17 protein-coding genes, 1 tRNA gene and 1 riboswitch are annotated in these 20,271 nt (G+C 65.3%); of the genes, 5 read left to right on the forward strand and 13 right to left on the reverse strand.

The genetic code is table 11. The annotated features are described in order from the left end of the window. Positions 1–275 precede the first annotated feature (275 nt). The 3 genes from HYV14_10695 to HYV14_10705 are packed head-to-tail and all read right to left on the reverse strand — an operon-like array spanning position 276 to position 1,896. The gene (locus tag HYV14_10695; GenBank protein MBI2386468.1) at positions 276–1,061 is read right to left on the reverse strand and encodes a DUF899 domain-containing protein; all 786 of its coding nucleotides are present in this window, start codon (positions 1,059–1,061) and stop codon (positions 276–278) included. Between the two features lie 12 nt (positions 1,062–1,073). Next, on the reverse strand, positions 1,074–1,580 hold the full coding sequence (locus HYV14_10700; protein ID MBI2386469.1) for an SRPBCC family protein: 507 nt from the start codon (positions 1,578–1,580) through the stop codon (positions 1,074–1,076). Position 1,581: 1 nt separating this feature from the next. Then, positions 1,582–1,896 (reverse strand): helix-turn-helix transcriptional regulator, encoded by a 315-nt coding sequence (locus tag HYV14_10705; protein ID MBI2386470.1) that lies wholly within the window; start codon positions 1,894–1,896, stop codon positions 1,582–1,584. Between the two features lie 97 nt (positions 1,897–1,993). Next, a riboswitch (TPP riboswitch) is annotated at positions 1,994–2,102 on the forward strand. On the opposite strand from HYV14_10705, the gene HYV14_10710 reads away from it, so the two are divergent. Together HYV14_10710 and HYV14_10715 are read left to right on the forward strand one after the other, a co-directional pair. Further along, the gene (locus HYV14_10710; protein MBI2386471.1) at positions 2,087–2,893 is read left to right on the forward strand and encodes an HAD family phosphatase; all 807 of its coding nucleotides are present in this window, start codon (positions 2,087–2,089) and stop codon (positions 2,891–2,893) included. (Overlaps the previous riboswitch by 16 nt.) Further along, positions 2,890–3,414, forward strand: coding sequence for a DUF1579 domain-containing protein (locus tag HYV14_10715; GenBank protein ID MBI2386472.1), 525 nt, complete (start codon positions 2,890–2,892; stop codon positions 3,412–3,414). The genes HYV14_10710 and HYV14_10715 overlap by 4 nt, the downstream gene beginning before the upstream one ends. Before the next feature lie 343 nt (positions 3,415–3,757). Here the strand turns inward: HYV14_10715 and HYV14_10720 are convergent, their stop codons facing one another. From HYV14_10720 to HYV14_10735, 4 genes are all read right to left on the reverse strand, one after another. Next, the gene (locus tag HYV14_10720) at positions 3,758–5,455 is read right to left on the reverse strand and encodes an ankyrin repeat domain-containing protein (protein MBI2386473.1); all 1,698 of its coding nucleotides are present in this window, start codon (positions 5,453–5,455) and stop codon (positions 3,758–3,760) included. A 329-nt stretch (positions 5,456–5,784) separates the two neighbouring features. Continuing rightward, positions 5,785–7,458 (reverse strand): ankyrin repeat domain-containing protein, encoded by a 1,674-nt coding sequence (locus HYV14_10725; GenBank protein ID MBI2386474.1) that lies wholly within the window; start codon positions 7,456–7,458, stop codon positions 5,785–5,787. A gap of 168 nt (positions 7,459–7,626) precedes the next feature. Continuing rightward, positions 7,627–9,372, reverse strand: a complete 1,746-nt coding sequence (locus HYV14_10730; GenBank protein MBI2386475.1) for a glycoside hydrolase family 3 C-terminal domain-containing protein — start codon at positions 9,370–9,372, stop codon at positions 7,627–7,629. 207 nt (positions 9,373–9,579) lie between these two features. Further along, on the reverse strand, positions 9,580–12,315 hold the full coding sequence (locus HYV14_10735; protein MBI2386476.1) for a hypothetical protein: 2,736 nt from the start codon (positions 12,313–12,315) through the stop codon (positions 9,580–9,582). A gap of 338 nt (positions 12,316–12,653) precedes the next feature. Here HYV14_10735 and HYV14_10740 point away from each other — a divergent pair, with 338 nt between their 5' ends. Beyond that, positions 12,654–13,628, forward strand: coding sequence for a hypothetical protein (locus HYV14_10740; GenBank protein ID MBI2386477.1), 975 nt, complete (start codon positions 12,654–12,656; stop codon positions 13,626–13,628). A 159-nt stretch (positions 13,629–13,787) separates the two neighbouring features. Further along, positions 13,788–14,015: a hypothetical protein gene (locus HYV14_10745; protein ID MBI2386478.1), complete on the forward strand. Its 228-nt coding sequence runs from the start codon at positions 13,788–13,790 to the stop codon at positions 14,013–14,015. A gap of 6 nt (positions 14,016–14,021) precedes the next feature. Here the strand turns inward: HYV14_10745 and HYV14_10750 are convergent, their stop codons facing one another. From HYV14_10750 to HYV14_10775, 6 genes are all read right to left on the reverse strand, one after another. After that, entirely contained in the window at positions 14,022–15,749 is a 1,728-nt protein-coding gene (locus tag HYV14_10750) for a hypothetical protein (protein ID MBI2386479.1), read from the reverse strand. An 83-nt stretch (positions 15,750–15,832) separates the two neighbouring features. Further along, positions 15,833–16,879 (reverse strand): Fic family protein, encoded by a 1,047-nt coding sequence (locus HYV14_10755; GenBank protein ID MBI2386480.1) that lies wholly within the window; start codon positions 16,877–16,879, stop codon positions 15,833–15,835. 70 nt (positions 16,880–16,949) lie between these two features. Continuing rightward, positions 16,950–17,020, reverse strand: a tRNA-Gln gene (locus HYV14_10760). A gap of 12 nt (positions 17,021–17,032) precedes the next feature. After that, positions 17,033–17,338 carry a DUF2752 domain-containing protein gene (locus HYV14_10765; GenBank protein ID MBI2386481.1) on the reverse strand — a complete coding sequence of 102 codons (306 nt, stop codon included), beginning with the start codon at positions 17,336–17,338 and terminating at the stop codon, positions 17,033–17,035. Continuing rightward, positions 17,335–17,700: a DUF4234 domain-containing protein gene (locus HYV14_10770; protein MBI2386482.1), complete on the reverse strand. Its 366-nt coding sequence runs from the start codon at positions 17,698–17,700 to the stop codon at positions 17,335–17,337. Before HYV14_10770 ends, HYV14_10765 begins: the two co-directional genes overlap by 4 nt. Positions 17,701–17,742: 42 nt before the next feature. Next, positions 17,743–19,680 (reverse strand): TIGR00730 family Rossman fold protein, encoded by a 1,938-nt coding sequence (locus tag HYV14_10775; GenBank protein ID MBI2386483.1) that lies wholly within the window; start codon positions 19,678–19,680, stop codon positions 17,743–17,745. A gap of 119 nt (positions 19,681–19,799) precedes the next feature. Here HYV14_10775 and HYV14_10780 point away from each other — a divergent pair, with 119 nt between their 5' ends. Further along, positions 19,800–20,249 carry a response regulator gene (locus HYV14_10780; GenBank protein ID MBI2386484.1) on the forward strand — a complete coding sequence of 150 codons (450 nt, stop codon included), beginning with the start codon at positions 19,800–19,802 and terminating at the stop codon, positions 20,247–20,249. Positions 20,250–20,271 lie beyond the last annotated feature (22 nt).

Consider the following 20,271-nt stretch of genomic DNA (forward strand, 5'->3'; position numbering starts at 1 on the left):
CCCATGCGGTCACCGGCTTGTCGGTAAATTCGTACGGCAATTCGGTGATAGCTTGCACAGTTTTATCCTCGACCCGGCCGTCTCCCTCGACGGGATTTCAGCAGATTAAGCGGTGTCGCGCAAAATCAGGATTGAGGATAGTTTAAATCGAGATCGGCTGCTCGAGCCCCCCGTCGCTGGCGACGAAAGCCGATCAATAACCCGCCGACGGACGCCGTCGCCGCGATCAGCATCGCCGCGGCGCAGAGTGGGCACATGTTCGCTCCTCCCGCGCCTCAGCGCTTGCCGTACTCGTCGTGACGGCGCCACCAGGGGCCGGCCTCGTTGCGGCCTTTGGGAGCGCGGTCGAGCCATTGATACATCCCCCACAGGCCGTCGAGCCCGCGCGCGTAGGTCGAGTAGGCGTGGTAGACGGCGCCGCCCTTCCTCACGAACGAGCTCATGCCCGGCAGTTCGCGCAAGTAGGTGGCCGCGTCGGTCCCGCACGAGGCCGCGAACTGCTTAGGCGCGTCGGGCATCGCGCGCGACACGTCCGTGGACATGGGGGGCTGGCGCCGGTAGTTGTATTCGACGCCCTTCTCGAACTGCTGCTCCACGGTGAACCCGACGCCGTAGTCGAAGTTGAAGTCGCCGCCGTGGGAGGACGCCCACGGGAACGTCCACCCCATCCGCTTCTTGTACGCCTTCAGCTTGGCCAGCGGTGCCCGCGAGACCGCCCACAGCATCACGTCGTGGTCGGCCAAGTGGACGGCGAAGCCGTTGAAGCCGTCGGCGATCGCAGAGCAGGACGGACAGCCGGCGGCGTAGTCAGGCCCGAACATGAAGTGATAAACCAGCAGTTGGGAGCGCCCCTGGAACAGGTCCGCCAGCGAGGCTGCCCCCTCCTCGGTCGCGAACGCGTATTTCTTCTCGACGCGGACCCACGGCAGCTCCTGCCGCTTCAACGCCAGCTCGTCGCCGCGCCGCGTGTGCTCCTTCTCCTCTTTAAGCAGCTTGAGCCGCGCCTTCAGCCACTCCTCGCGCGTTCCGACCGCGTGCATCGTCGCCGTTTTCGTTTTCATGATCGCCTCCGCTCAGCAGCCCTTCGCGTCTTTCGGCAGGACGAACGCGATCGCCTCGCCCGTCTCCAGCAGGCTCTTCAGGCTGCTGATCACCGCCGGCCAGCCGTTGTTGATGCCCTGGAACGAGTTCGGGTCCGTCACGATGTCCTCGGGGAGGAGGTTCTCGTGGATGAGGCGCAGCTTCACCTGGTCGCCCATGGGCGTGAGCTCATAGGTCACGCGCGAGAGGCCGTCGCGCTTGGCGGCCTTCTCCGGCGTGTCGATCACCTTCCAGGTGTACGTGAGCCTCTTGTACTTCTCGCAGGCCAGGACCTCGCCGGCGTGGTCGCCTTTCTGCTCCATGCCCTTGGGCGGAACGATGCGGATGCGGCCGCCCACCCGCTGCTCCACCTCGACGCGGAAGCCGAACCAGTACTTCTCGCTGAAGTCGCCGCTGGTCAGCGCCTCCCACAGCTTCTCCGGCGTGGTGCGGATGAAGGTCGCATAGACAAAAGTCTCCGTCTTCGTTCTCGTGGTCATGTCATCTCTCCAATTGAGACTTCAGATTCCGCAGGGCGTCCAGGCGGCCCTCCTCGAAGGGCCGGATCCAGCGCCGCGCGATGTCGTGGATCGGCACGGCATTGAGGTAGTGCAGTCGCTCGCGGCCGACACGCCGCGTCTCCACCAGCCCCGCCTCCTCCAGCTGGTCGAGGTGCTTGGTCACCGCCTGCCGGCTCATGTCCATGCCCTCGCACAGCTCGTTGAGGGTGCGCCCGCTCTTGACGCGCAGGCGGTCCAGCAGGCGGCGACGGCCCGCGTCGGCCAGGGCCTTGAAGACCAGATCGGCGGCGCTCACGGCGGCGTGTTTTTCCACACCCCATTATATGCAACTAATTAGTTGCCTGTCAAGGCCCAAATAAAAATTCGGCGCCCGGCGCCGCCCATTTGATATGATGACGCCGCAGGGGAGCTCGATACATCGGGCTGAGAGGGCCTTAAGAGGCCGACCCTAACAACCTGATCTGGGTAATTCCAGCGGAGGGACGATGAAAGAGATATTCATGCCGTTCGCGTCCTGCGGGCGGCTTTTTTTATTCCTACTGCTCCTCGCCGGACGGCTGCAGGCCGCCCCGGCGGGTCTCGGCAGGATGCCGTCGGCCGTCGCGTTCCGGGCGAGCCTCGAGCAGGCCCGCCTGCTGCCGCTCCAAGCCGTCGTGCTGGACATGGACGGCGTGGTCGCGCTCAACAGCGGGGCGCTCTGGACCCAGCACGGGCAAGCGTTCCTGCGAACGGTCGCCCCTGCCTGGGCCGAGGGCGACCTCAAGCACATCAAGTGGAAGAGCCTGCCTGAGGTTCACCGCTGGATCACGCAGAACCGCGGGGCGACGCTCGGATACGAGGAATACACGCGGCGGCGCGAAGCCGTGGCTTCCACGATCTACGGCACGCTCGCGGCGCTCGAGCCGACCCTTCTCGAGACGACCGACGCCCTGAAAGCAGCCGGCGTACCCGTGGCCCTCGCCTCGGCGAACACACGATTCTCCGTGGGAAGAATGATCGACCGGTTCCAGCTGGAAAGCGCCTTCGGCGCCGTGGTCAGCTCCGACGATCTGCCGCCCGATCAAAGAGCGCTCGGCAAGTCGCAGACGCACTTATTGGCCCTCCGACGGCTGGGCGCCTCTCCGCGCCATACTCTGGCCGTCGAAGACACAGCCGCCGGCATCGAAGCGGCGCGCAAGGCCGGGCTGTTGGTCGCAGGTCTGCGAAACGGATACAACGACGACGAGGACTTCTCCGCCGCCCACTTCGTCATCCGTGAGATTCGCGAGATCATCGCCCTGTTCCGACGATGAGGCTCCTTATACTTCTCGCCGGGCTGGCATGGTCCGCCGACGCGACCGTTCCCGGCCGCCATCACGAGCGCCTCGCCGACTTCGCCGGCACATGGGATATCCATGCGCGCTTCTGGCGGCAGCCCGAGACGGCGCCGCATGAGAGCGCCGGCACAGCCGAGCTCCGTCTTATCCTCGGCGGCCGCTTCCTCGAACAACGCCAAGAAGGCCGCCATCTCGGCAAGCCCACCTCCGGCGTAGGCTATGTCGGCTTCGACAACACGAAGGGCCGGTATGTCTCACTCTGGCTCGACGACCTCAGCACGGCCATCATGCGAACGGAGGGCCCGCCCGACCCCTCGGGTAAGGCGATCCGCACCCGCGGAACGATCGATGACGCCGCCTCGGGCAAGCCGCTGCGCATCGAGGAAGTGATGACGCTCGTCGGGCCCGACCGGTTCACCTACGAGGCCTGGATCGGCCCGCCCGAGGGCAAGCTTGTGCGCGTCATGGAGATCGTCTACTCGCGCCGCCGGCTTTGAGCGCTAGCCGCGCTTGACGCGGCGGCGGCTTTGGCCTATCCTGAGCGTGATGCCGGCAAAAACCAGCAAGCGGGAGTTTGGCTCATGGTCCGCTTAGACCAGCCCATAACCCGACAAAAGAAAAGCCCTCCATTGCCGGAGGGCTTTCGACTATCCTTGAGGATAGTTGCGTCAAAATTGGCTGCGGGAAACAGACGATATCAGAACCTGGCTTTTTGAAAATGAGGCGAATAATTCAGCATTGCGTCTGACTTGAATACGCGAGCAGTGAATGGGAACAGGACGATTCTAGAACGGCTACCGCCGCCATCGGCACCTACTCACCGCGGTGATGCACCTCAGCTCAGCGCGCGACCTCAAGACCCGCTTCCCCGATCAAGGTCGGTGTCTGCGAACGGTTCTGACGGCGGGCGGCGTCCTGGACCTTCGGGGTGAGATATTCATGCAACGCGCGCGCGGACAGCACACCGTCCGCGCCGCGAGCCGCGCTCGTCAAGCCTTTGAGCAGGTGGTAAGTGAACAGTCCGTGGCCTTGCTCGTCAGCGGTCGAAGCGATCTCGTTGCCCGCGGCGGCAGCGAGCACGGTCAGGTTCTTCGGAACCGCGGCGCTCGCGACATGCGCGACCAGTGGGCGCGCGCCCTTGGCAAGAACCGAACGTCCGCCGGAACCCGAGAAGCAGGCGTCGAGCGCGACAAGCACGGAGCGAGACTCGAGCGCGCCCAGCTTCTCGTACAGGCGCGCGATGGGATAGGCCGTGTTCTCGAGGAAGCCGGGGTCGCCGTCCCACGGCACGAGATAGGTCTTGCCGCTGACCGGGTCCGGCGCTCCGTGGCCGGAGAAGTAGAACACCACGCGCGAGTCCGAAGTCACGTTGCGCGGCAGCCAGGTCTCGACAAACTTCTCGATAGCCGAGCGCGAGGCCTTCTCTCCGGAGAGCAGCACGACGTTGCGGCTCGGGAAGCCCTGGGCGATGAGATGATTCTTGACCGCCTCCGCGTCGCGCTCGCCGTATGCAGCCTCGACGAGGTCGGAGTATTTTGTCACGCCGACGACGACGGCGAGGTCGGACGGGCGCGCGGGGCGTCGGTATGACGGCTGGTCCACATCCGAGCTCGGCTCGGGCGGAGCTCCGGCGGTCACGCGCTTCGCCGAGGCCTTCTCGACGGCGGCCGCGACGATGCTCGCGAGTTCCTCCCTCGTCGTCCCGCCCGCAGCGGCTGGCGCGCGGCGCTCGGCGGCGAGACGCTGGATCAGAGCGATCGAGTTGCGCGCGGCCTGGAGCTGATTTTGCTCATAGACTCCGGCATAGGGCCGTGAGAGCTTGCCTTGCCAGTATGTGACGCTCCGCTCGAGAGCTGCGATCGCCGGCTCCGGGTCGGCGCCCTTTTCGAGCATCAAACGGACCGTCGCGATATGCCCATGGCTCGCCGCCTTGCCGAGTAGCGGCTCGCCCTGATAGCCCTCATCGTTCGGGTTGGCCCCACGCTCGAGCAGGAGCTTGGCGACGCCAGGGTGATTATTGGTGATAGCGAAGTGCAGGGGCGAATAACCGTTCTCTCGCCTGGCGTTGGGGTCCACGCCCGCGTCCAGCAGCATCCGGGCCGCTTCAACGTGGCCGGGCGTCTCGCCGCCGGCCCCGGGCAAGCCCGCCGCCGCCCCGTCGATCGGTCTCCAATCCGCATCTACGCCGCGCGCCGGCGCGCCCTTCGCGAGCAAGTCGCGGACAGACTCGGCCCGCCCCAGCGCGGCCGCGAAGTAGAGCGCCGCGGGGCATCCGCGCTCGACGGCGGCCGGCAGGATCGCGTCGGCCATGCGGCCCCCGTTGTAGAAAAGGCGGGAGACGGCCGAACGCCCGTCGACGTCTTTCGCGCACGGATCAGCTCCCTCCTTGAGTTGGGCCCGAATCGAGACCGCGTCCGCGTTCTGCGCGGCTGCATTGAGCGGATTGAGGACGACCGTCGGGCGCGACGGGCCTCCGGCACAGGACGCGAGCAAGAGGGTGAGCGGTAGGGCCGCGAGGGCGGCGCGAAGTCGAGACATGGTTTGATTATACGAGTTGGGAGCCGCTTTCCAGTAGTGTGCGCGGCGCGTTCGTCCTGGGAATATCAACGTCGCCCCGATTCGCAGGTCAACCTATTCCAGGAAAAGATCGAGTCCTAATCCGGGCGGCGCGATGAGCATGAAAAAAGCCCTTCACCTTGAAGGGCCATTTTGCGACGAAATTTGGCTGCCGGATTGGACAAACTTCGCAGCTGGCTCCGGGATGCCGGAGACGTTTTTCGGAGAATTGCCGAATTCAAATCACTGGAATACGGTCAGGCGGCATCCTCGAACTCGGCCGGCGCGAACCGGCCAGCCGGGAAGCCCCCTCATCGTAAGGACCATGATCCGTCGCCCTGGAGCTGCGGTGTCTGATCGCGGTTGAGGCGGCGCGCCTCGTCCTGCACGCGCGGCGTCAGGTAGTCCAGGAGCGCTTGGGGCGTCGTCTTGCCCGCGCTGAGGCCCTGAAGCAGAAAATAGGTGAAGGCCCCATGGCCCTTGTCATCGAGCGAGCCGGAGATCTCGTTGGAAGCGGAGGCCGCGAGAACCGTGATCCTCGCGGGCGCGACGCCGGTCTCGATCTTTCCCACGAGAGGCCGCGCGCCGGATGCCAGCACCGAGCGTCCGCCGGCTCCGGAAAAACAGGAGTCCATGGCGACGAGTACCTGCTTGGCGGGAAGTTTCCCGAGCGTCTGGTAGAGCTGCCTGATGGAGTAGGCGGTCGATTCCAGGAAGTTGGGATCGCCGTCCCACGGCACGAGATAGGCCTGCCCGGTCTTTACCTCGGGCGCGCCATGGCCGGAGAAATAGAAGTACACGCGGCTGTCCGGCTTGGCCATGCGCGGCAGCCACTGCTCCAGATTCTTCACGAGCGAAGACCGGCTCGCCTTGGAGCCCTTGAGCAGGACGATGTTGCGCTCGGGCACACCGAGCGCGCGCATGTGAGCCTTGAACGCGTCCGCGTCCCGCTCGGCGTAAGGCGCCTTGGAGGCGATGTCGGAGTAGGTCTCGATGCCGACGACGACGGCCAGGTCGTCGGGACGCTCGCCCGATGAGAATCCGGGGGAGGACGGGGCGGGCAAGACCGGCGCCCTCGGCGTCGGCGAAGCGGCGGCGGGGACGGGGGCACCGCTGAGAGCCTGCGTGACCATGGCGACGATGGCCGAGTTGCCGCTCTCCTTGGCCAGCCGTTCGGCCGACATGCCGTCCTTGCTCTGGACCGACGCGTCCGCACCGCGGCGGGCCAGTTCCCGGGCCAAGGCGATATCACCGTTCTTGGTCGCGTACATGAAGGCCGTCCATCGGTTCACGCCCGACTTGTTCGGATCCGCGCCGCGCTCCAGGAGCAGCATGGCGACATCAACGCACCCCTGCTCGGCGGCGTGAAGCAGGGCCGTCGGCGCGTCCGAACCGACAGCGTCAACGCCCACGCCGCGCTCGAGAAGCAAGCGGGCGGCCTCGAGTTTGCAGGCTTTGGCGGCGGCGATGAGCGCATTCGTCCGGTGATTATAAGTAAGGGTGCCGGGCGCGGCGCCCTTATCCAACATGAACCGCATCAGTTCGATGTCACCGTGGCCGGCGGCTCCCATCAAAACGGTGGCGCCGTAATCGTCGCGCTCGTCCACGCTCACTCCGCGGGCAAGCAACTTGCGGCCCAGCGCAGGGTCGTGGAGAGCCCAACGAACGAAGGTTCCCTTCGGCGGAGGATGGCCGGCGTCCACGAGGCGGTGGACCACATCCTGGCGCCCTTTTTTGTCCGTCAACTCCCACAGCGTAGGGGTGCCGACAACATCCACGATGGGCCGCGCCGGATCGCGGGAACCGAGCTCGCGCATGACATCGTCGGCCGTGCCGCTCTCCATGGCCTTGTATGTGCGCTGGATTTTCCAAACATTGCCGCCCATGGCCATGCAGCCCGACATCGCGCAGGTGAGGCCGAGGAGCACGGCAGCGGTCGCGGCGGCCAAAGGGATGGGGCGGGACTGTTTCATGACGATGAACATACTATAAATCACAAACCCCGAAACGAAAAGCCCTCCTTTCGGAGGGCTCGTGTTCGCCGGGAGTCAAAGTTGGCTGCCTGAGCCATTCGATAGAAAGAACTTTCGAGGCCCGCTTCCGTTTGGCGCTCCCGACCCGAAAGCCGCGGCCGTGGCGAGGACGGCCATGAATCAAAGTCCCGATCCTTCCGGGAAGTCCTGAGAGGCGGTCACGGGCAGGCGCCCTTCCGCTTTGAGCGCGCCGGAAACCACCTCGGCGGCTCCTGCCTGCGCCTCCGGATCGTCTTCATAAGCGACAAGAACGGCCGTCTGTGGACCCGCGAGCGCGAGGCTGTAGGGATTGCCGAAGACGACGAGAGCCGTCGGCTTACGGGAAGCGCGGACGCGCGCGAGCATATCCAGACCCTCCGCGGTCAGGCCATACCCCTCGGCAGCCTTGCGCGTCATCCCTTGGATAGACACGATCACGGCGTCATATCCGGACAATCTTTCAATCATCCGCCGGGTCTCGTCCGGAGTCGGACGTGAGGAGGCATAGAAGGCGCTGAACGGAATACGCTCAGCCAAGGCTTTGGCGAACGGAGTATACGCCGAGCGGCGAAAGAACCAAGGAAAGCGGTTGTGCAGCCCGCGCAGGCGCGGAGGCGCTCCGATCTGCACGTGAGCGATCTTTCGTCCCAGTCGCAACGGCAGAAAATCGCCGTCATTGCGAACGAGCGTCAGGGCTTTGCGATAGAGGTCTTTTTTCAGCTTCATAGCCCCCGCCGTCATCAGCTTGTCCGAGAGATTTTCGGCCGGCACGAGGCGCTCGCGATCGAGGCCGAGGGCTTCCTTGGCGCGCAAGATCCTCAAGACCCTCTGATCCAGTTCCGCCTCCGGCAGCCGGCCGGAACGAACGGCTTCGGCGATCCTCTTGAAGCCGTCCGGCAATTGCTGAGAAAGGACGGGAAGGATCTTCCCGTTGTCGCTTCCCAGGAGCAGCACGTCGGTCCCGGCGAAAGCGGCCTCGGCCATGGCCTGTCCTCCCGGATAAGCCTTGGTGATCGCCGCCATCGCCAACGCGTCCGAGACGACCAGGCCGCCGAACCCCAGCTCCCGCCGCAGCAATCCGGTGATGACCTGCGACGAAAGCGAGACCGGACGATTAGCATCCGATTCCAGGGCCGGGACCGAAAGATGCGCGATCATCACGGCCGCGACGCCGTCTTCGATCTGTTTTTTGAAAGGAATGAATTCAACCCGATCGAATCTTTCCCGCGGGTGCGGGATGCGCGGCAGGTCGAGATGGGAATCGACGTCCGTGTCGCCGTGGCCCGGGAAGTGCTTGGCGCAGGCCAAGACCCCGGCGGCTTGAATGCCGAGCATGTACGAGGCGCCCTTCGCCGCGACCTTCTGCGGGTTCTCGCCGAACGACCGGTCGTTGATGATCGGATTCTTCGGGTTGTTGTTGACGTCGACGTCCGGAGCGAGGTTCAGGTGGACGCCGACGACACGAAGTTCGCGGCCGATCTCGGACCCGAGGGACCGGAGAAGTCCGTCGTCCGTCAGCGCACCCAAGGTCATGTTGCGGGGAAACCGGATCGCATCGGAGAGCCGCATGCTCAAGCCCCATTCCGCGTCCAAGGCTATCAAGAGCGGCTGGCCGCTCAAACCCTGCATCTCATTGACCAAGCCGACGTGGGTCTTTGAATCGGCCCGATAAAAGATAAGGCCTCCGGGCTTGTATAAGCGTATCGCTTCGCGGGTTGCGTCGAGTTCGGTCTTGTCCCAGCCGGCAAAAACGGAAAGCATGAGGAGCTGCCCGACTTTCTCCTCAAGCGTCATGCCGCGAAGAGTTCGCTCCGCCCACGTTTCCGCGCGCGCCGCGGTCCCGGCCGCGATCGACAGGACCAGCGCCAAGAGCAGCGATTTCTTCAAAACTCCCGGCCACCGTAAGCGTGGCGTGATATCTCGCCTCTGATGAGAATCTTTCATGACGGTGGTAGCCTACTAAAAAGGCGAAAGCCCTCCGACCTAGCGGCCGAAGGGCTCTCATCTGAAGATTGGCTGCCCGTCATCGGCAGGCTGCGTACTCCGGAGTAAGTTGATCGCGGCGGCCACCGACACGGCGTCTTACGAGCAAGTTCACCTGTGCGATGTTCCGCTGGCGGTTCCCTTGAGGTCCGAAGCCAACTTCAGCGCCCGCTCGACGGCCGAGCATAAGGTCAGCTCGCGGCCGGCCGCCCGCGCGGACTCGTAGGCTCCGGCGTCCAGAGCGGCCCGAACCGATCGAGTCGTTTCGTCGCACTCGACCCGATCCGCGTAGATGAGAACGGCGTTCTGCTCGCCCAGGAGCTTCTCAGCCGCGCCCAGAAGGACCGCCGCCTGCTCGGGCTCTCCCGCCGCCGCGGCCAGCGCGGCGACGAGTATAAGCCCGGGAGGCACGTTATGCTTGTTTCCGCTGCAATGCGCGGCCGTCAGCGTCTCCGTCGCCAGAGGCAGCGCCTCCGCGGACCGGCCCAGCCGCAGCAGGCAGACCGCAAGGTTCCCCGCCGCCACCGTGGACCAGTATGCGCTGCTCAGCTCCCGCGAGAGCGTCAGGCTCTCCTCGTAGAGTCCGGCCGCTCGCGCGAAATCCCCACCGGCGCGCACATGCTCTCCCAGCGTGTTCAAGAGCGTGGCGATGCTGAGCTTGTCGTGCGCTTGGCGCACCAGGACGAGCGCCTCCTCAAGCATCGGCGCCACGCGCTCAGCTTGGCCGCGATCGAGGGCGAGGGAGGCCGCCCGGGCCAAGGCCAGCCCGCGCCGGCGCGGCTCACCAAGCCGGACGGTCTTCTCGATCAGCTCTTCCGTCACCCGCTGCGCGCGCTCATGCTCGCCGCGGAATACCAAGACCCGTGTCAATGCCGTGAGCGCGTCGACCTCGCCCTTCGCATCGCCGAGCGTCCGGAAGAGCCCATCGGCCTTCTCAAGCTGGGCAAGCGCCTGCGGCAGCTCTCCGAGCCCGGCGTGCATCTGCCCGAGCGCGAGGACCGCGCGCGCCCGCGCGGCCGTCGGCGGACCCTCGTCCAGGCCGAGCACGGACTCGAGCTGGTCCCGGCCCTCGGTGTATAGGCCTCGTTGGTTCCAAAAGGGCCCCAGGCCGGCCCCGAGGCGCAGCGCGGCGTCCGCGTCCCGCCGATCCCGAGCGTCATCGAGGACCGCGCGGAAATTACCGAGTTCGCTCTCGAGCCGCTCGGACCACCGCTGCTGATCGGGTCCCTCGAGCCTCGCGCCGTCCATCTGGGCGAGCGCGAGATAATAGTCCGCATGCCTTTGCCGGTAATCGCCGCCTTCGCCGTGCTCCTTGAGGCGCTCATGGGCGAAGTCCCGCAGGGTCCTCAGCATCCCGAAACGGACCTCCTCGCCCTCCGAGTTGGCGCGCACGAGACTCTTATCCAAGAGCGAGCCCAGCACCGGCATGACGCGCTCCTCGCCGAGCACCACGGCGGCGGCCTCGCGGTCCCAACCGCCGCTGAAGACGCCCAGCCGCCGAAAGGCCTCGCGCTCGGCCGCGTCGAGAAGCTCGTAGCTCCATGAGATCGCTCCGCGAAGCGTCCTCTGTCGCTCGGGCAAGTTCCGGGCGCCCCCGGAAAGGACGTCGAGCGGCCCCGCGCCGCGGCGGCTCAGCTCGGCCAGCAGCGCCTTCGGAGAGAACAGCCGGCTCTGGCCGGCCGCCAGCTCGATGGCGAGCGGCAGGCCGTCGAGCTGGGCGCAGAGCGCGGCGACGTCGGCCCTATTGTCGTCGGTGACCGAGAAGTCCGACTTGGCGGCGCGCGCCCGCTCGGCGAAGAGCCGCACGCCCTCGGCCTGCTGGAGCGGGGGCAGCGCGAAGTCCTGCTCGCCGTATATGCGCAGCAAGCTCCGGCTCGTCACGATCACTTTGAGGCCTGGAGCCGCCTCGAGCAGCGTCGCCACCTCGGCGGAGGCGTCGAGCACCTGCTCGAAGTTGTCGAGTATCAGCAGCAGCTGGCGCTCGCCCAGGAAGTCCGTGAGCATCCGGCGGATCGGCAGGCCGGCGGCTTCCTTGACGCCCAGCGCCGCGGCGATCGCGGGAAGGACCAGGCCCGGCTCGCGGACCGCGGCGAGCGCGACGAACCAAGCGCCGTGCGCGAACTCATCGACCAAGTCGGCGCCGGCCTGCAGCGCCAGCCGCGTCTTGCCCGCGCCTCCCGTCCCGGAGATCGTCAGAAGCCGCACGCCGTCGCGCCGGATCGACCGGCGAATCTCGGCAAGCTCCGTCTCGCGGCCGATGAGGGCCGTGGCCTGCGCGGAGAGGTTGTTCGGCCGTCCCTCGAGCGTGCGCAGCGGCGGGAAATCCTCCGGAAGTCCCGGCGCGACGACCTGAAAGACATGCTCGGGGCGGACGAGATCCTTCAATCGGCGCTCTCCCAGGTCGCGCAGCGACACCCCCTTGGGCAGGGCGTCCGCAACGGCATCCGCCGCCGCTCGGGAGAGCAGCGTCTGCCCGCCATGTCCCGCCGAAAGCAGCCGCGCGACGCGGTTGAGAGCCGGGCCGAAATAGTCCTGGTCGCGTTCCTCGGCGGCTGCGAAGTGGATCGCGGCGCGCACGCGCAACGGCGCCAGCACCCCCCATGACTGCGCGTCCAGCGCGCGGTGCGCCGCCAAGACGGCCGCAAGCGCTTCTCCCGGCGTCGGGAAGACCGCGCAGAACGCGTCGCCTATGGCCTTGAACACTCGCCCGCCGGATGCGTCCACAGCCCGGCGGATCAGCGCGTCATGGCGGGCAAGAGCCTCGCTCATCTCATCCGGGTGGGAGTCCCAACGGCGGGTGCTGCCTTCGATGTCGGTGAAAAGGAAAGCGATGGTCTTCGACCGCATATCTTGAGGATGATTCTATCTATTTACCCGAACATCAAAACGAAAAGCCCTCCTTTCGGAGGGCTTCGACTATCCTTGAGGATAGCTCACGTCAAGATTGGCTGCCCGTCGTTTGGCAGTATTCGAACCTGGGCTGGAGCCGGAAGTGAGTTTAAACTGCCCAAAGTGGCTGTTTTGGCCCAAAACCGACCACGGGAATAGGACGTTACTCGAACCGGCTTCAACGCCCCGAGCCGCCCGAAAGGCAGGCACGTAGTGGGCGATGCTGGGCCTTTTTACACGAAGAGGTGGGCCGAAGGACCCTGACTGAAACGACTCGACCGATTCATACTCATACCATGAAGAAGTCATTGGGACTTGCCTTGGCTGGATTCTTAGCCATCACGCCCGCTCTGTTATTCGCGCAGGTCGTCGGAGGCAAAGCAACATTTGGTGCTTTAGCCAGGCCGACCACCCTGCCGATGACTGCTTATGGCACCGCGCCGCAATTACTCTTGCCTGTGGTCGGGCTCACCGCGCCGCAATTACTCTTGCCTGTGGTCGGGCTCACCGTGCCGCAGATCAACCCGGCCGCAGCGTCAGCGCCTCCCGCCAAAATCCTGCCGGCCGTCGCTGCAATGCACAGAGGCGGCACCCCGGCCCAGACCTTGACTGCGCTCCAGGACGCAGGGGAAACCCCGGGCGGCCAGGCATCCGGCGAAACGCTGGCGCACGAAGGCAGGACGACCTTCGATTCGTCGGCGAGCGGCGGATCTGTCGGAGACTTTCACGCCCCGGTTTCTGCGAGGATACCACCGACCGTCGGCGCGCCCTGGGCGGAGTTCGGGCGAGGGTTTTTAGAACTTGGGAAGTATCCGCCCAACACAGCGAAAGGCGACGAGCGTATCGATCAGCACGACATCAGGTTGTGGGAGAAGACCCGCAGCAGCAATAGCGAGCACGCGGTCTGGGAAGCTTTTGGCGAGGCCGGGAAACGGGTGGCGATAGGCCGGTACTTCAGCGGGGCACAAGATCATCTGGGTGGGGAATTGTTGAAGCGAGAGCTCGAATGGCTCCTCGGGAAGATAAGGGAGAACGGCATCCCGCTGTCATCGATCACTAAAATTCGAGGCCGCCATACCCACCCCTCCGGTGCTTCCGACCGGTTTTCGAACGGCGACGTGACAACTGCCTTCGACTTTAGATCCTATCTCGCCTGGCGCGGCCTCTCCCAGTCAGCCTTTGAACAAACGATCATTTATGTTCAATCGACGTTTTTCGGCGGTCGGTGGAGACTTTTCAAGCGCTCCTTCATTTTGCCGCCCTTGTCGTGACCCTGTCAGGCCATCAGCACTGACGTCTCCCCACAAATACCAAAGGCCGCTCGTCGAGCGGCCCTGGTACGAGTGAGGTTCTGTTAGTCAAATTGGCTGCCCGAATCCGACGCTCCTCAAAACGGGAAAGGCCTTATGTTCGAGTTTTCCTTCGGTGCGATGAACACGGCCAAGGGCGAGAAGCGCCTCTTGACGCATGAGGCATTCGTCGAAGCCGCCCGTGAAAAATTCACTCGGCCCAAGACTCGCTCACTCAAGGATCAAATTCTTCTCGCCCGAGAGTGCCAACAGAAGCTGCTGAATTTCCCCGCCTTGACGCGCAAGGACATCGCCAAGCAGCTCGACATGACAACGGCCCGTCTCAATCAGATTTTACGCCTACTCTGATCCCGTTCAGATCGCGACGGACTTCACCCTCTCAAGCAGCTTCATAAAATTGCGTTTGCGCTTGTAGACCGTCCTCATCTCGTTCAGATACGCGGCGAATTCACGCTCTCGGCTAAGGCCGTTCATCAACTCCCTGACAGCGCGAATAAGACGGACGACGCCGGCGTAGTCCGGACTACCCATTCTCTCCAGAAGCCGCCTGATCTCGGCGCGATAGACCTGCACGGCGTCTTGGGGATGATCTTTCTCGCGAAGATGGGCCAGCGTCATCCAGAATTCCGGGTGGCATCCGCCGGCCTTGGCCTCGGCCCAGGCTCCATCCACGTCCTTCTCCCAAAGGAGTATCTCGACCAATCTGGATTGATCCGGCGTCATCCATGACTGCGTCGAGTTCTTGCGCTTAGCCGTCTCGAAGCGCTCGCGCAGCAGTCCGATGGCCTTCGCCCGCCACTTCGGCCACTGCCGCACCCGCTCGGCATACTCCTTCAAGTCCTGGTATGTCCCCAGTTCCGGGCTATCCCCGAAATTCTTCCAGATCAATTCCATGGCCTCATCGTGACGCTTGCGCCGATGATACTCCCCCGCCAGAAAATTCCGAAGTCGCGAATTGGCTTCCTTGGGAAAGGCTTTGAGGCCTCTCTCCGCCCAATCCAGCGCCTCATCGTGGCGGCCCGCTTTCATGTAAAGCTCCGCGATTCCAAGATAATAATACGGGCTGGACAGGTCGCGGCTCTTGATCGCGACCAACTCCTCAAGGTCGCCGGAGACTTCGGCCAACGTCTCCATGATGGACCTGATACGAAAGCTCCCGTCGGAGGACTGGCTCTTTGCGCCGGGCTCTTTTTGAGGAATCTTCGCCCACTCTGCCTGAGCGAGGCGCCGGTATTCAGCCAATCCCTCCCGCCCCATCACGTCGGCATGGGTCCGAACCACGCCATGAAATACATCCCACTCCGAATGAAGGCTCCGGTCGAACAAGCGCCGGGCCAAGGCCTTCGGCTCCGGTTTGGCGGCGACGCAAGCCGCGTGATGCAGCTCCTCGATGCGCTCGATGATCGGCCGCATGTAGCCGGCGGAGTCGTCCAACGAATGGATCTTCTTCTCGATCCCGCTCAGGAAATACTCCGCAAGCCCCACGCACTCCTCGGGATAAGAGGGAATCGCCGACGACAGTTCGCGAACCAAGTCCTCCAGCCCGCGTGAAAAGGCCCTCATCGAGCGGTAGTCGATGAAACGCTCCGACTTCGTCGCCTGGTCGATCGCCTTGCGGAAGCTCGCCGCGAGGTCGCCGGGATCATCTCGCCGGGCGGTCAAGCTCAACCTTTGGAAGAAACGGTCGTCATCGCCGACCTGGCCCATGATCATCTCAACGAGAGCCTGCTTCTCCAAACCCGTCAGATGGCGGCGGATTTCGTCGAGTTGGCCCGCGTATTCGTCGGAGGAACCGCGCGTGGCGATCCATGCCAAGCCGACCGCCACGCAATGCTTGCAGACCGAGCCGTCGTCGCCCAACGGGCAAGTGCAGTCGAATTCGAGCCCGCCCTTCGCCGCCGCGATACGGACCTCATAGGTCTCCGTACCCTGCACCTTCGCCGTGATGACGCCCGGCAGCACGCGCAAGCGCTCCACGAGCTCCTGCTCGAGGTAGTCCTCGCCGCGCTCGAAGTACGTGTCGCCGGCCGCGGCCCGCAGCGTCTCCCGGCTTAAAAGCTCATCGAAGGATGGCTCTTCCACGAGTCAATTCCCTCTCCAAAGCCCTCCAAGGCGCAAGCCTTGGCGCGAGTTTGGCGCAAGTTTTGGCGCAAGTTGGCGCAAGTTTAGGCCGCCCACTTGCCGGGCCGATAGCGGAGTTTATTGGTGGCCCCTTCGGGAATCAGCAGGCCTTTGTCCACCATGCCCTTTAGTTCCCGCTGGAGAGTCCGCCGCGGAGCATCCTTGAAGAGTCCGATGAAGTCCTTGAGAGTCAGGCCCTCGTGCTCGACCGCGCGCCTCAAGGCCGTTCGTTGCCTGTCGTTTAGGGCATGCTTTCGCGCGAGGAGGTCGAGCCGAATCACCTTCTCGCCCCGCTCCTGGACTTCCCGCATCTGAGTCGCCAAGCCGTCCGTGAAAAACTCCAGCCAGTTCGTCAGGTCCATGCCCCGCTCGCGCACGCCCTGGATAGCCTTGTAGAAGGCGATCCGGTCCCGGTCATAGTATTCACTGATCGTGAACAGGCGCTTGAAGTCGTAGCCCTTGCGGTAGAGGCAGAGGGTCGATAGAAGCCGGGAGGTCCGGCCGTTGCCGTCGTCAAAGGGATGGATATGAACAAGCTGGAACTGAGCGACGCCCGCTTCGAGAACCGGGTTGACGCCGTGCTCCGTCCGCAGCCAGCCGACCAAATCCGCCATCATCCCGGGAACCTCGGCTGGAGGCGGCGGCGTGTAGATCACCTGCTTGGTCTTCGAATTGACCACGAAGTTCTGGCCTTTGCGGTACTGTCCGGGCGACGCCTTGTCGCCGCGTACGCCTTTGACCAGCCGTTTGTGAATCTCGCGAAGCAGCGCCTCCCTGATGGGCTCCCCGTTGTCCAAGTATTCGGTTACCAGATCGAAAGCGTCGCGGTAATTCAGGAGCTCCCGCGTATCGTCAGGATCAGCGCCGGGAACCTTTTTACCGGCAAGAAGCTTCTCCGACTCCTCGAGGGTCAGGTGCGTCCCCTCGATGTGAGTCGTGTGATGCGCTTCCAAGAGGAGCGCACGGTTCTGCATTTCGGAGATCCAGTCCTCCGAGAGCTTGGCCGCATCCAGAAATCCGCGCGCCCGCTCGATCCGAGTCAGGGCGGCCGTGACGGCGTTGGTGATCGTGAACTTCGGCAAAAAAGGCATCGGACCACGAGTCTACAAAAACGAGAAGCCCTCCGAGAGGAGGGCTCCGTTCCGACTGTCAGTCTAAATTCTGCGGGACTAGGACTCGAACCTAGAAAAGCGGATTCAGAGTCCGCTGTGATACCATTTCACCATCCCGCAAGTATGACGATATTATAGCACTGACCGGGCCGACGCGCCAGACCGGGCGGCCCTGACGGCCTCGGCGGCGAGCCAGGCGGTCCAGACGGCGAGGACGGGTATCCCGAGCGGGTGGAGGTGGAAGGACCCGAGCCAGTCGCCCCGCATCGCGGCCACGACCGCGCGGCCCATGCCGCAGCCCGGGCACATATGTCCGGTCGCCAGGCGGAACGGACATATCACGAGGCTCCCCCCCGCGCCCGTGACCGCCTGCGCCGCGCAGAGGAGCCACGCGGCGCCGGCGACGACGGAGAACGGGACGGGATGACGGATCTTCATGAGAGCTTGTTGATCTCGTGCTGGTAGACGGCGTCGGTGATGACGGTCAGGCCGAGACAGGCGAGCACGAGGCCGATGACGGGCAGGTTCGGGTTCGGGTCCCGGCCGTTCTCCTTGAGCCAGCCGTACAGTTCGGCGCCCATCTTGTACTCGTAGTAGATGTGGAACAGGCCGCAGGTGATGATGGAGAGGAGCAGCCACGGGACGAACTTGAACTCCTCGCGCCCGAGCAGCGCGTTCATCGCCAGGAACTGACGGTAGTTCCAGTAGATGTTGTAGATCCCGCAGGTGATGATGGACAGGACGATGCCCATCGCGATCTCGATGTGATGCTCGGACGACAGCGGCTTGTCGGTGGTCATGGGGTGAGTATGCCACGGCCGGCCCGGCCCGTCAAGACGCGGTCAGCGGGCGGCGGGGACGGCGACGATCGCGGACCAGGCGGCGCGCGCGGTGTCGGCGAAGTGGAAGAGGGACAGGTCGCCGGAGGAGATGAGGCCCATGCGGGCGAACTCGTCGAAGTCCAAGATCTTGTCCCAGTACTCCTTCTCGCCGACCAGCACGATCGGCACGCGCGGCATCTTGCCGGTCTGCATCAACGTGAGCACCTCGAAGAGCTCGTCCATCGTGCCGAAGCCGCCGGGGAAGTAGACGAGGCCCATCGAGCCGTGGCGCAGGGCCATCTTGCGCGTGGAGAAGTTCGTGAACTCGAACTCGAGGCCGGGCGTCGCGTACTTGTTCAACCCCTGCTCGTGGTCGAGGATGATGTTGTAGCCCACGCTCGGGCCCTTGGCCTCGAAGGCGCCGCGGTTGGCGGCCTCCATGATGCCGGGGCCGCCGCCGGAGACGACGGCGACCTCGCCGCCGCCCTCCTCGGCGACGAGGCGGCCGAACTGCCGGGCGATGTCGTAGTACTTGGACATCTCGACGGCCTGCACCGCGGCGTACACGAGCTTGCGCTCCTCGGGACGCTTGGGCTTGCGGCCGTACTTGTCGACGAGCTCCTGGAGGCGGGCGCGGGCGACGTCGGGCTGCAGGATGCGGGCGGAGCCGTACACGGTGACGGTCGCGCGCACGCCGGCGGCGCGCAGGCGGCGGGCGGGCTCGGTCAGCTCGCGGACGATGACGTCCGGGTCCGGCATCGCGGCCAGGGCGAGGGCGTCGGGGACGAGGAAGCGGGCGGCGGGCTTGGCGAGGGGCAGGGCGGCCTTCGCGGCCGACTGGCGGCGCAGGCGAGAGCCCTCGACGTTGAACAGGCCGTCCTTGCCGCGGACGAAGACCCGGCGGTCCTTGCCCGCGTACACCGACACGCTGGCCAGGCCGATCGGGGCGCCGGTGCGGACGTAATCGTTGATGACGGAGCGCAGCTCGGCGACGGGCACGGCGTCGCGGGACTCCAGGTTGATCGCGGCGGCGCCGGGAGCCAGGCGGTGTCGCGCCGCGTGGGCGAGGACCTGCTCGTTAGCGTGAGCGAGCTGGACCTTGAACTCGCCGCCGGGGAACAGGCTCTTCATCTCGGTGACGACGCCTTCGACGATCAGGTCGGGGGTCTTGCCTTCCTCGCGGATGACGAGCTGCAGGTCCTTCGCGTGCAGCTGGATCTTGCGGATCAGCGCGGCCTCGTGCGCCTGGACCTCGGGCAGGTGCTCGGCGAGCTCGGGGCGGCCGGACAGGTCCACGGCGCGGAAGCTGTCGCCTTTCGAGTCGCGGTAGACGCGCAGGTCGAGATGGCCGATCTTGTCCCACTTCGACGCGAGCTCGTTGATGAAGTGCTCGGTGTTCGGAGTGTGCGGGATGACGCCGCTCGCCTCGCGGGCGCTGTTGAGGCGGACGACGGAGACGCTCTTCGCGCCGAGGGGGAGCGGGAGGGAGGCCGGCTCGGCGTTCTCGAGGGCGGCCTTCGCGGCGGCGCCGTCGAAGGCGGCGGCCGCGGCGCCCGCCTCGGACAGGCCGACGAGGCGGCCGAGGTCCTTGAGGCTCGTGCCCGCGTTGCGGAGGCGTCCGCCGTCTTTGGCGGGCGCCGAGACGGGGTGCGACAGCGCGGCGGGAACGAACGCGGCGGCCGCGGGGATCGCCGAGGCGGCGAGGGCGGGGATCGGCGCGAGCGCCGCGGGAGCGAGGGCCGGGACGAGAGACGGGGCGATCGACGGCGCCGCGAGGCCGGGGGCCGACGGCAGAGACAGGGCGGGGCCCGAGAACGAGGGCGCCAGGCCGGGCGAGAGGACGGGAGAGAAGGACGGAACGACGGAGACCGAGCCGGGGACGGCGGCGTGGACCTGCGCGGCGGCGGGAACGGCGGAACCGAAGGCCAGCAGCGCCGACAGCAGCAATCTCATGGGCATCTCCAGGAGGATAGCCTCCTATGTAAGGAAGCGCTTGGGCCCTCGGGCCCCTCTTTTCCCGGCAAAAGTCCTAGGCGCGTCCTTGACGGATCGGGGCCCGAACCGTACACTAGCCTCATATGGCGAAGATCCTCGTGATCGATGACGAACAGCCGATCGTGGAGCTGCTGAGCCTGCGCCTGACGGAGGCGGGACATCAGGTGGTCGTCGCGCTGGACGGGCTGTCGGCGCCGATGATCGCCTCGCGCGAGAAGCCGGACCTGGTCATACTCGACTTCAACATGCCCGCGGCCAACGGCGCGAAGGTCCACGAGCGCCTGCGCGGCAACAGCTTCACCGCCGCCACGCCGATCATCTTCCTCACCGCGTCGCCGATCGGACAGATCATGCCTCAGGTCAAGGACGACGCCATCACGCGCTTCCTGCAGAAGCCCGTCGACTTCGCCCACCTGTCGAAGCTCATGTCCGAGTTCCTTCCGGGGAGCGCGCCCGCGGCACCGCCCGCCCCGCGCTACGATCCCGACGACCTCGCCGGCTCCGGGGGCGGCGACGTCCTCGACCTCGACTGAGACCAGATTGCCCTTGACGAAC

The organism is Elusimicrobiota bacterium, assembly GCA_016182905.1.
Lineage (GTDB): Bacteria > Elusimicrobiota > Elusimicrobia > UBA1565 > UBA9628 > GWA2-66-18.

Excerpts from the sequence above, each read along its gene's own strand:
- HYV14_10715 (MBI2386472.1), top strand. The coding sequence starts at position 2,890 with ATGAGGCTCCTTATACTTCTCGCCGGGCTGGCATGGTCCGCCGACGCG.
- HYV14_10740 (MBI2386477.1), top strand. The coding sequence starts at position 12,654 with ATGAAGAAGTCATTGGGACTTGCCTTGGCTGGATTCTTAGCCATCACG.
- HYV14_10710 (MBI2386471.1), top strand. The coding sequence starts at position 2,087 with ATGAAAGAGATATTCATGCCGTTCGCGTCCTGCGGGCGGCTTTTTTTA.
- HYV14_10765 (MBI2386481.1), bottom strand. The coding sequence starts at position 17,338 with ATGAAGATCCGTCATCCCGTCCCGTTCTCCGTCGTCGCCGGCGCCGCG.
- HYV14_10780 (MBI2386484.1), top strand. The coding sequence starts at position 19,800 with ATGGCGAAGATCCTCGTGATCGATGACGAACAGCCGATCGTGGAGCTG.
- HYV14_10735 (MBI2386476.1), bottom strand. The coding sequence starts at position 12,315 with ATGCGGTCGAAGACCATCGCTTTCCTTTTCACCGACATCGAAGGCAGC.
- HYV14_10695 (MBI2386468.1), bottom strand. The coding sequence starts at position 1,061 with ATGAAAACGAAAACGGCGACGATGCACGCGGTCGGAACGCGCGAGGAG.
- HYV14_10755 (MBI2386480.1), bottom strand. The coding sequence starts at position 16,879 with ATGCCTTTTTTGCCGAAGTTCACGATCACCAACGCCGTCACGGCCGCC.
- HYV14_10700 (MBI2386469.1), bottom strand. The coding sequence starts at position 1,580 with ATGACCACGAGAACGAAGACGGAGACTTTTGTCTATGCGACCTTCATC.
- HYV14_10775 (MBI2386483.1), bottom strand. The coding sequence starts at position 19,680 with ATGCCCATGAGATTGCTGCTGTCGGCGCTGCTGGCCTTCGGTTCCGCC.
- HYV14_10725 (MBI2386474.1), bottom strand. The coding sequence starts at position 7,458 with ATGTTCATCGTCATGAAACAGTCCCGCCCCATCCCTTTGGCCGCCGCG.
- HYV14_10770 (MBI2386482.1), bottom strand. The coding sequence starts at position 17,700 with ATGACCACCGACAAGCCGCTGTCGTCCGAGCATCACATCGAGATCGCG.
- HYV14_10745 (MBI2386478.1), top strand. The coding sequence starts at position 13,788 with ATGAACACGGCCAAGGGCGAGAAGCGCCTCTTGACGCATGAGGCATTC.
- HYV14_10720 (MBI2386473.1), bottom strand. The coding sequence starts at position 5,455 with ATGTCTCGACTTCGCGCCGCCCTCGCGGCCCTACCGCTCACCCTCTTG.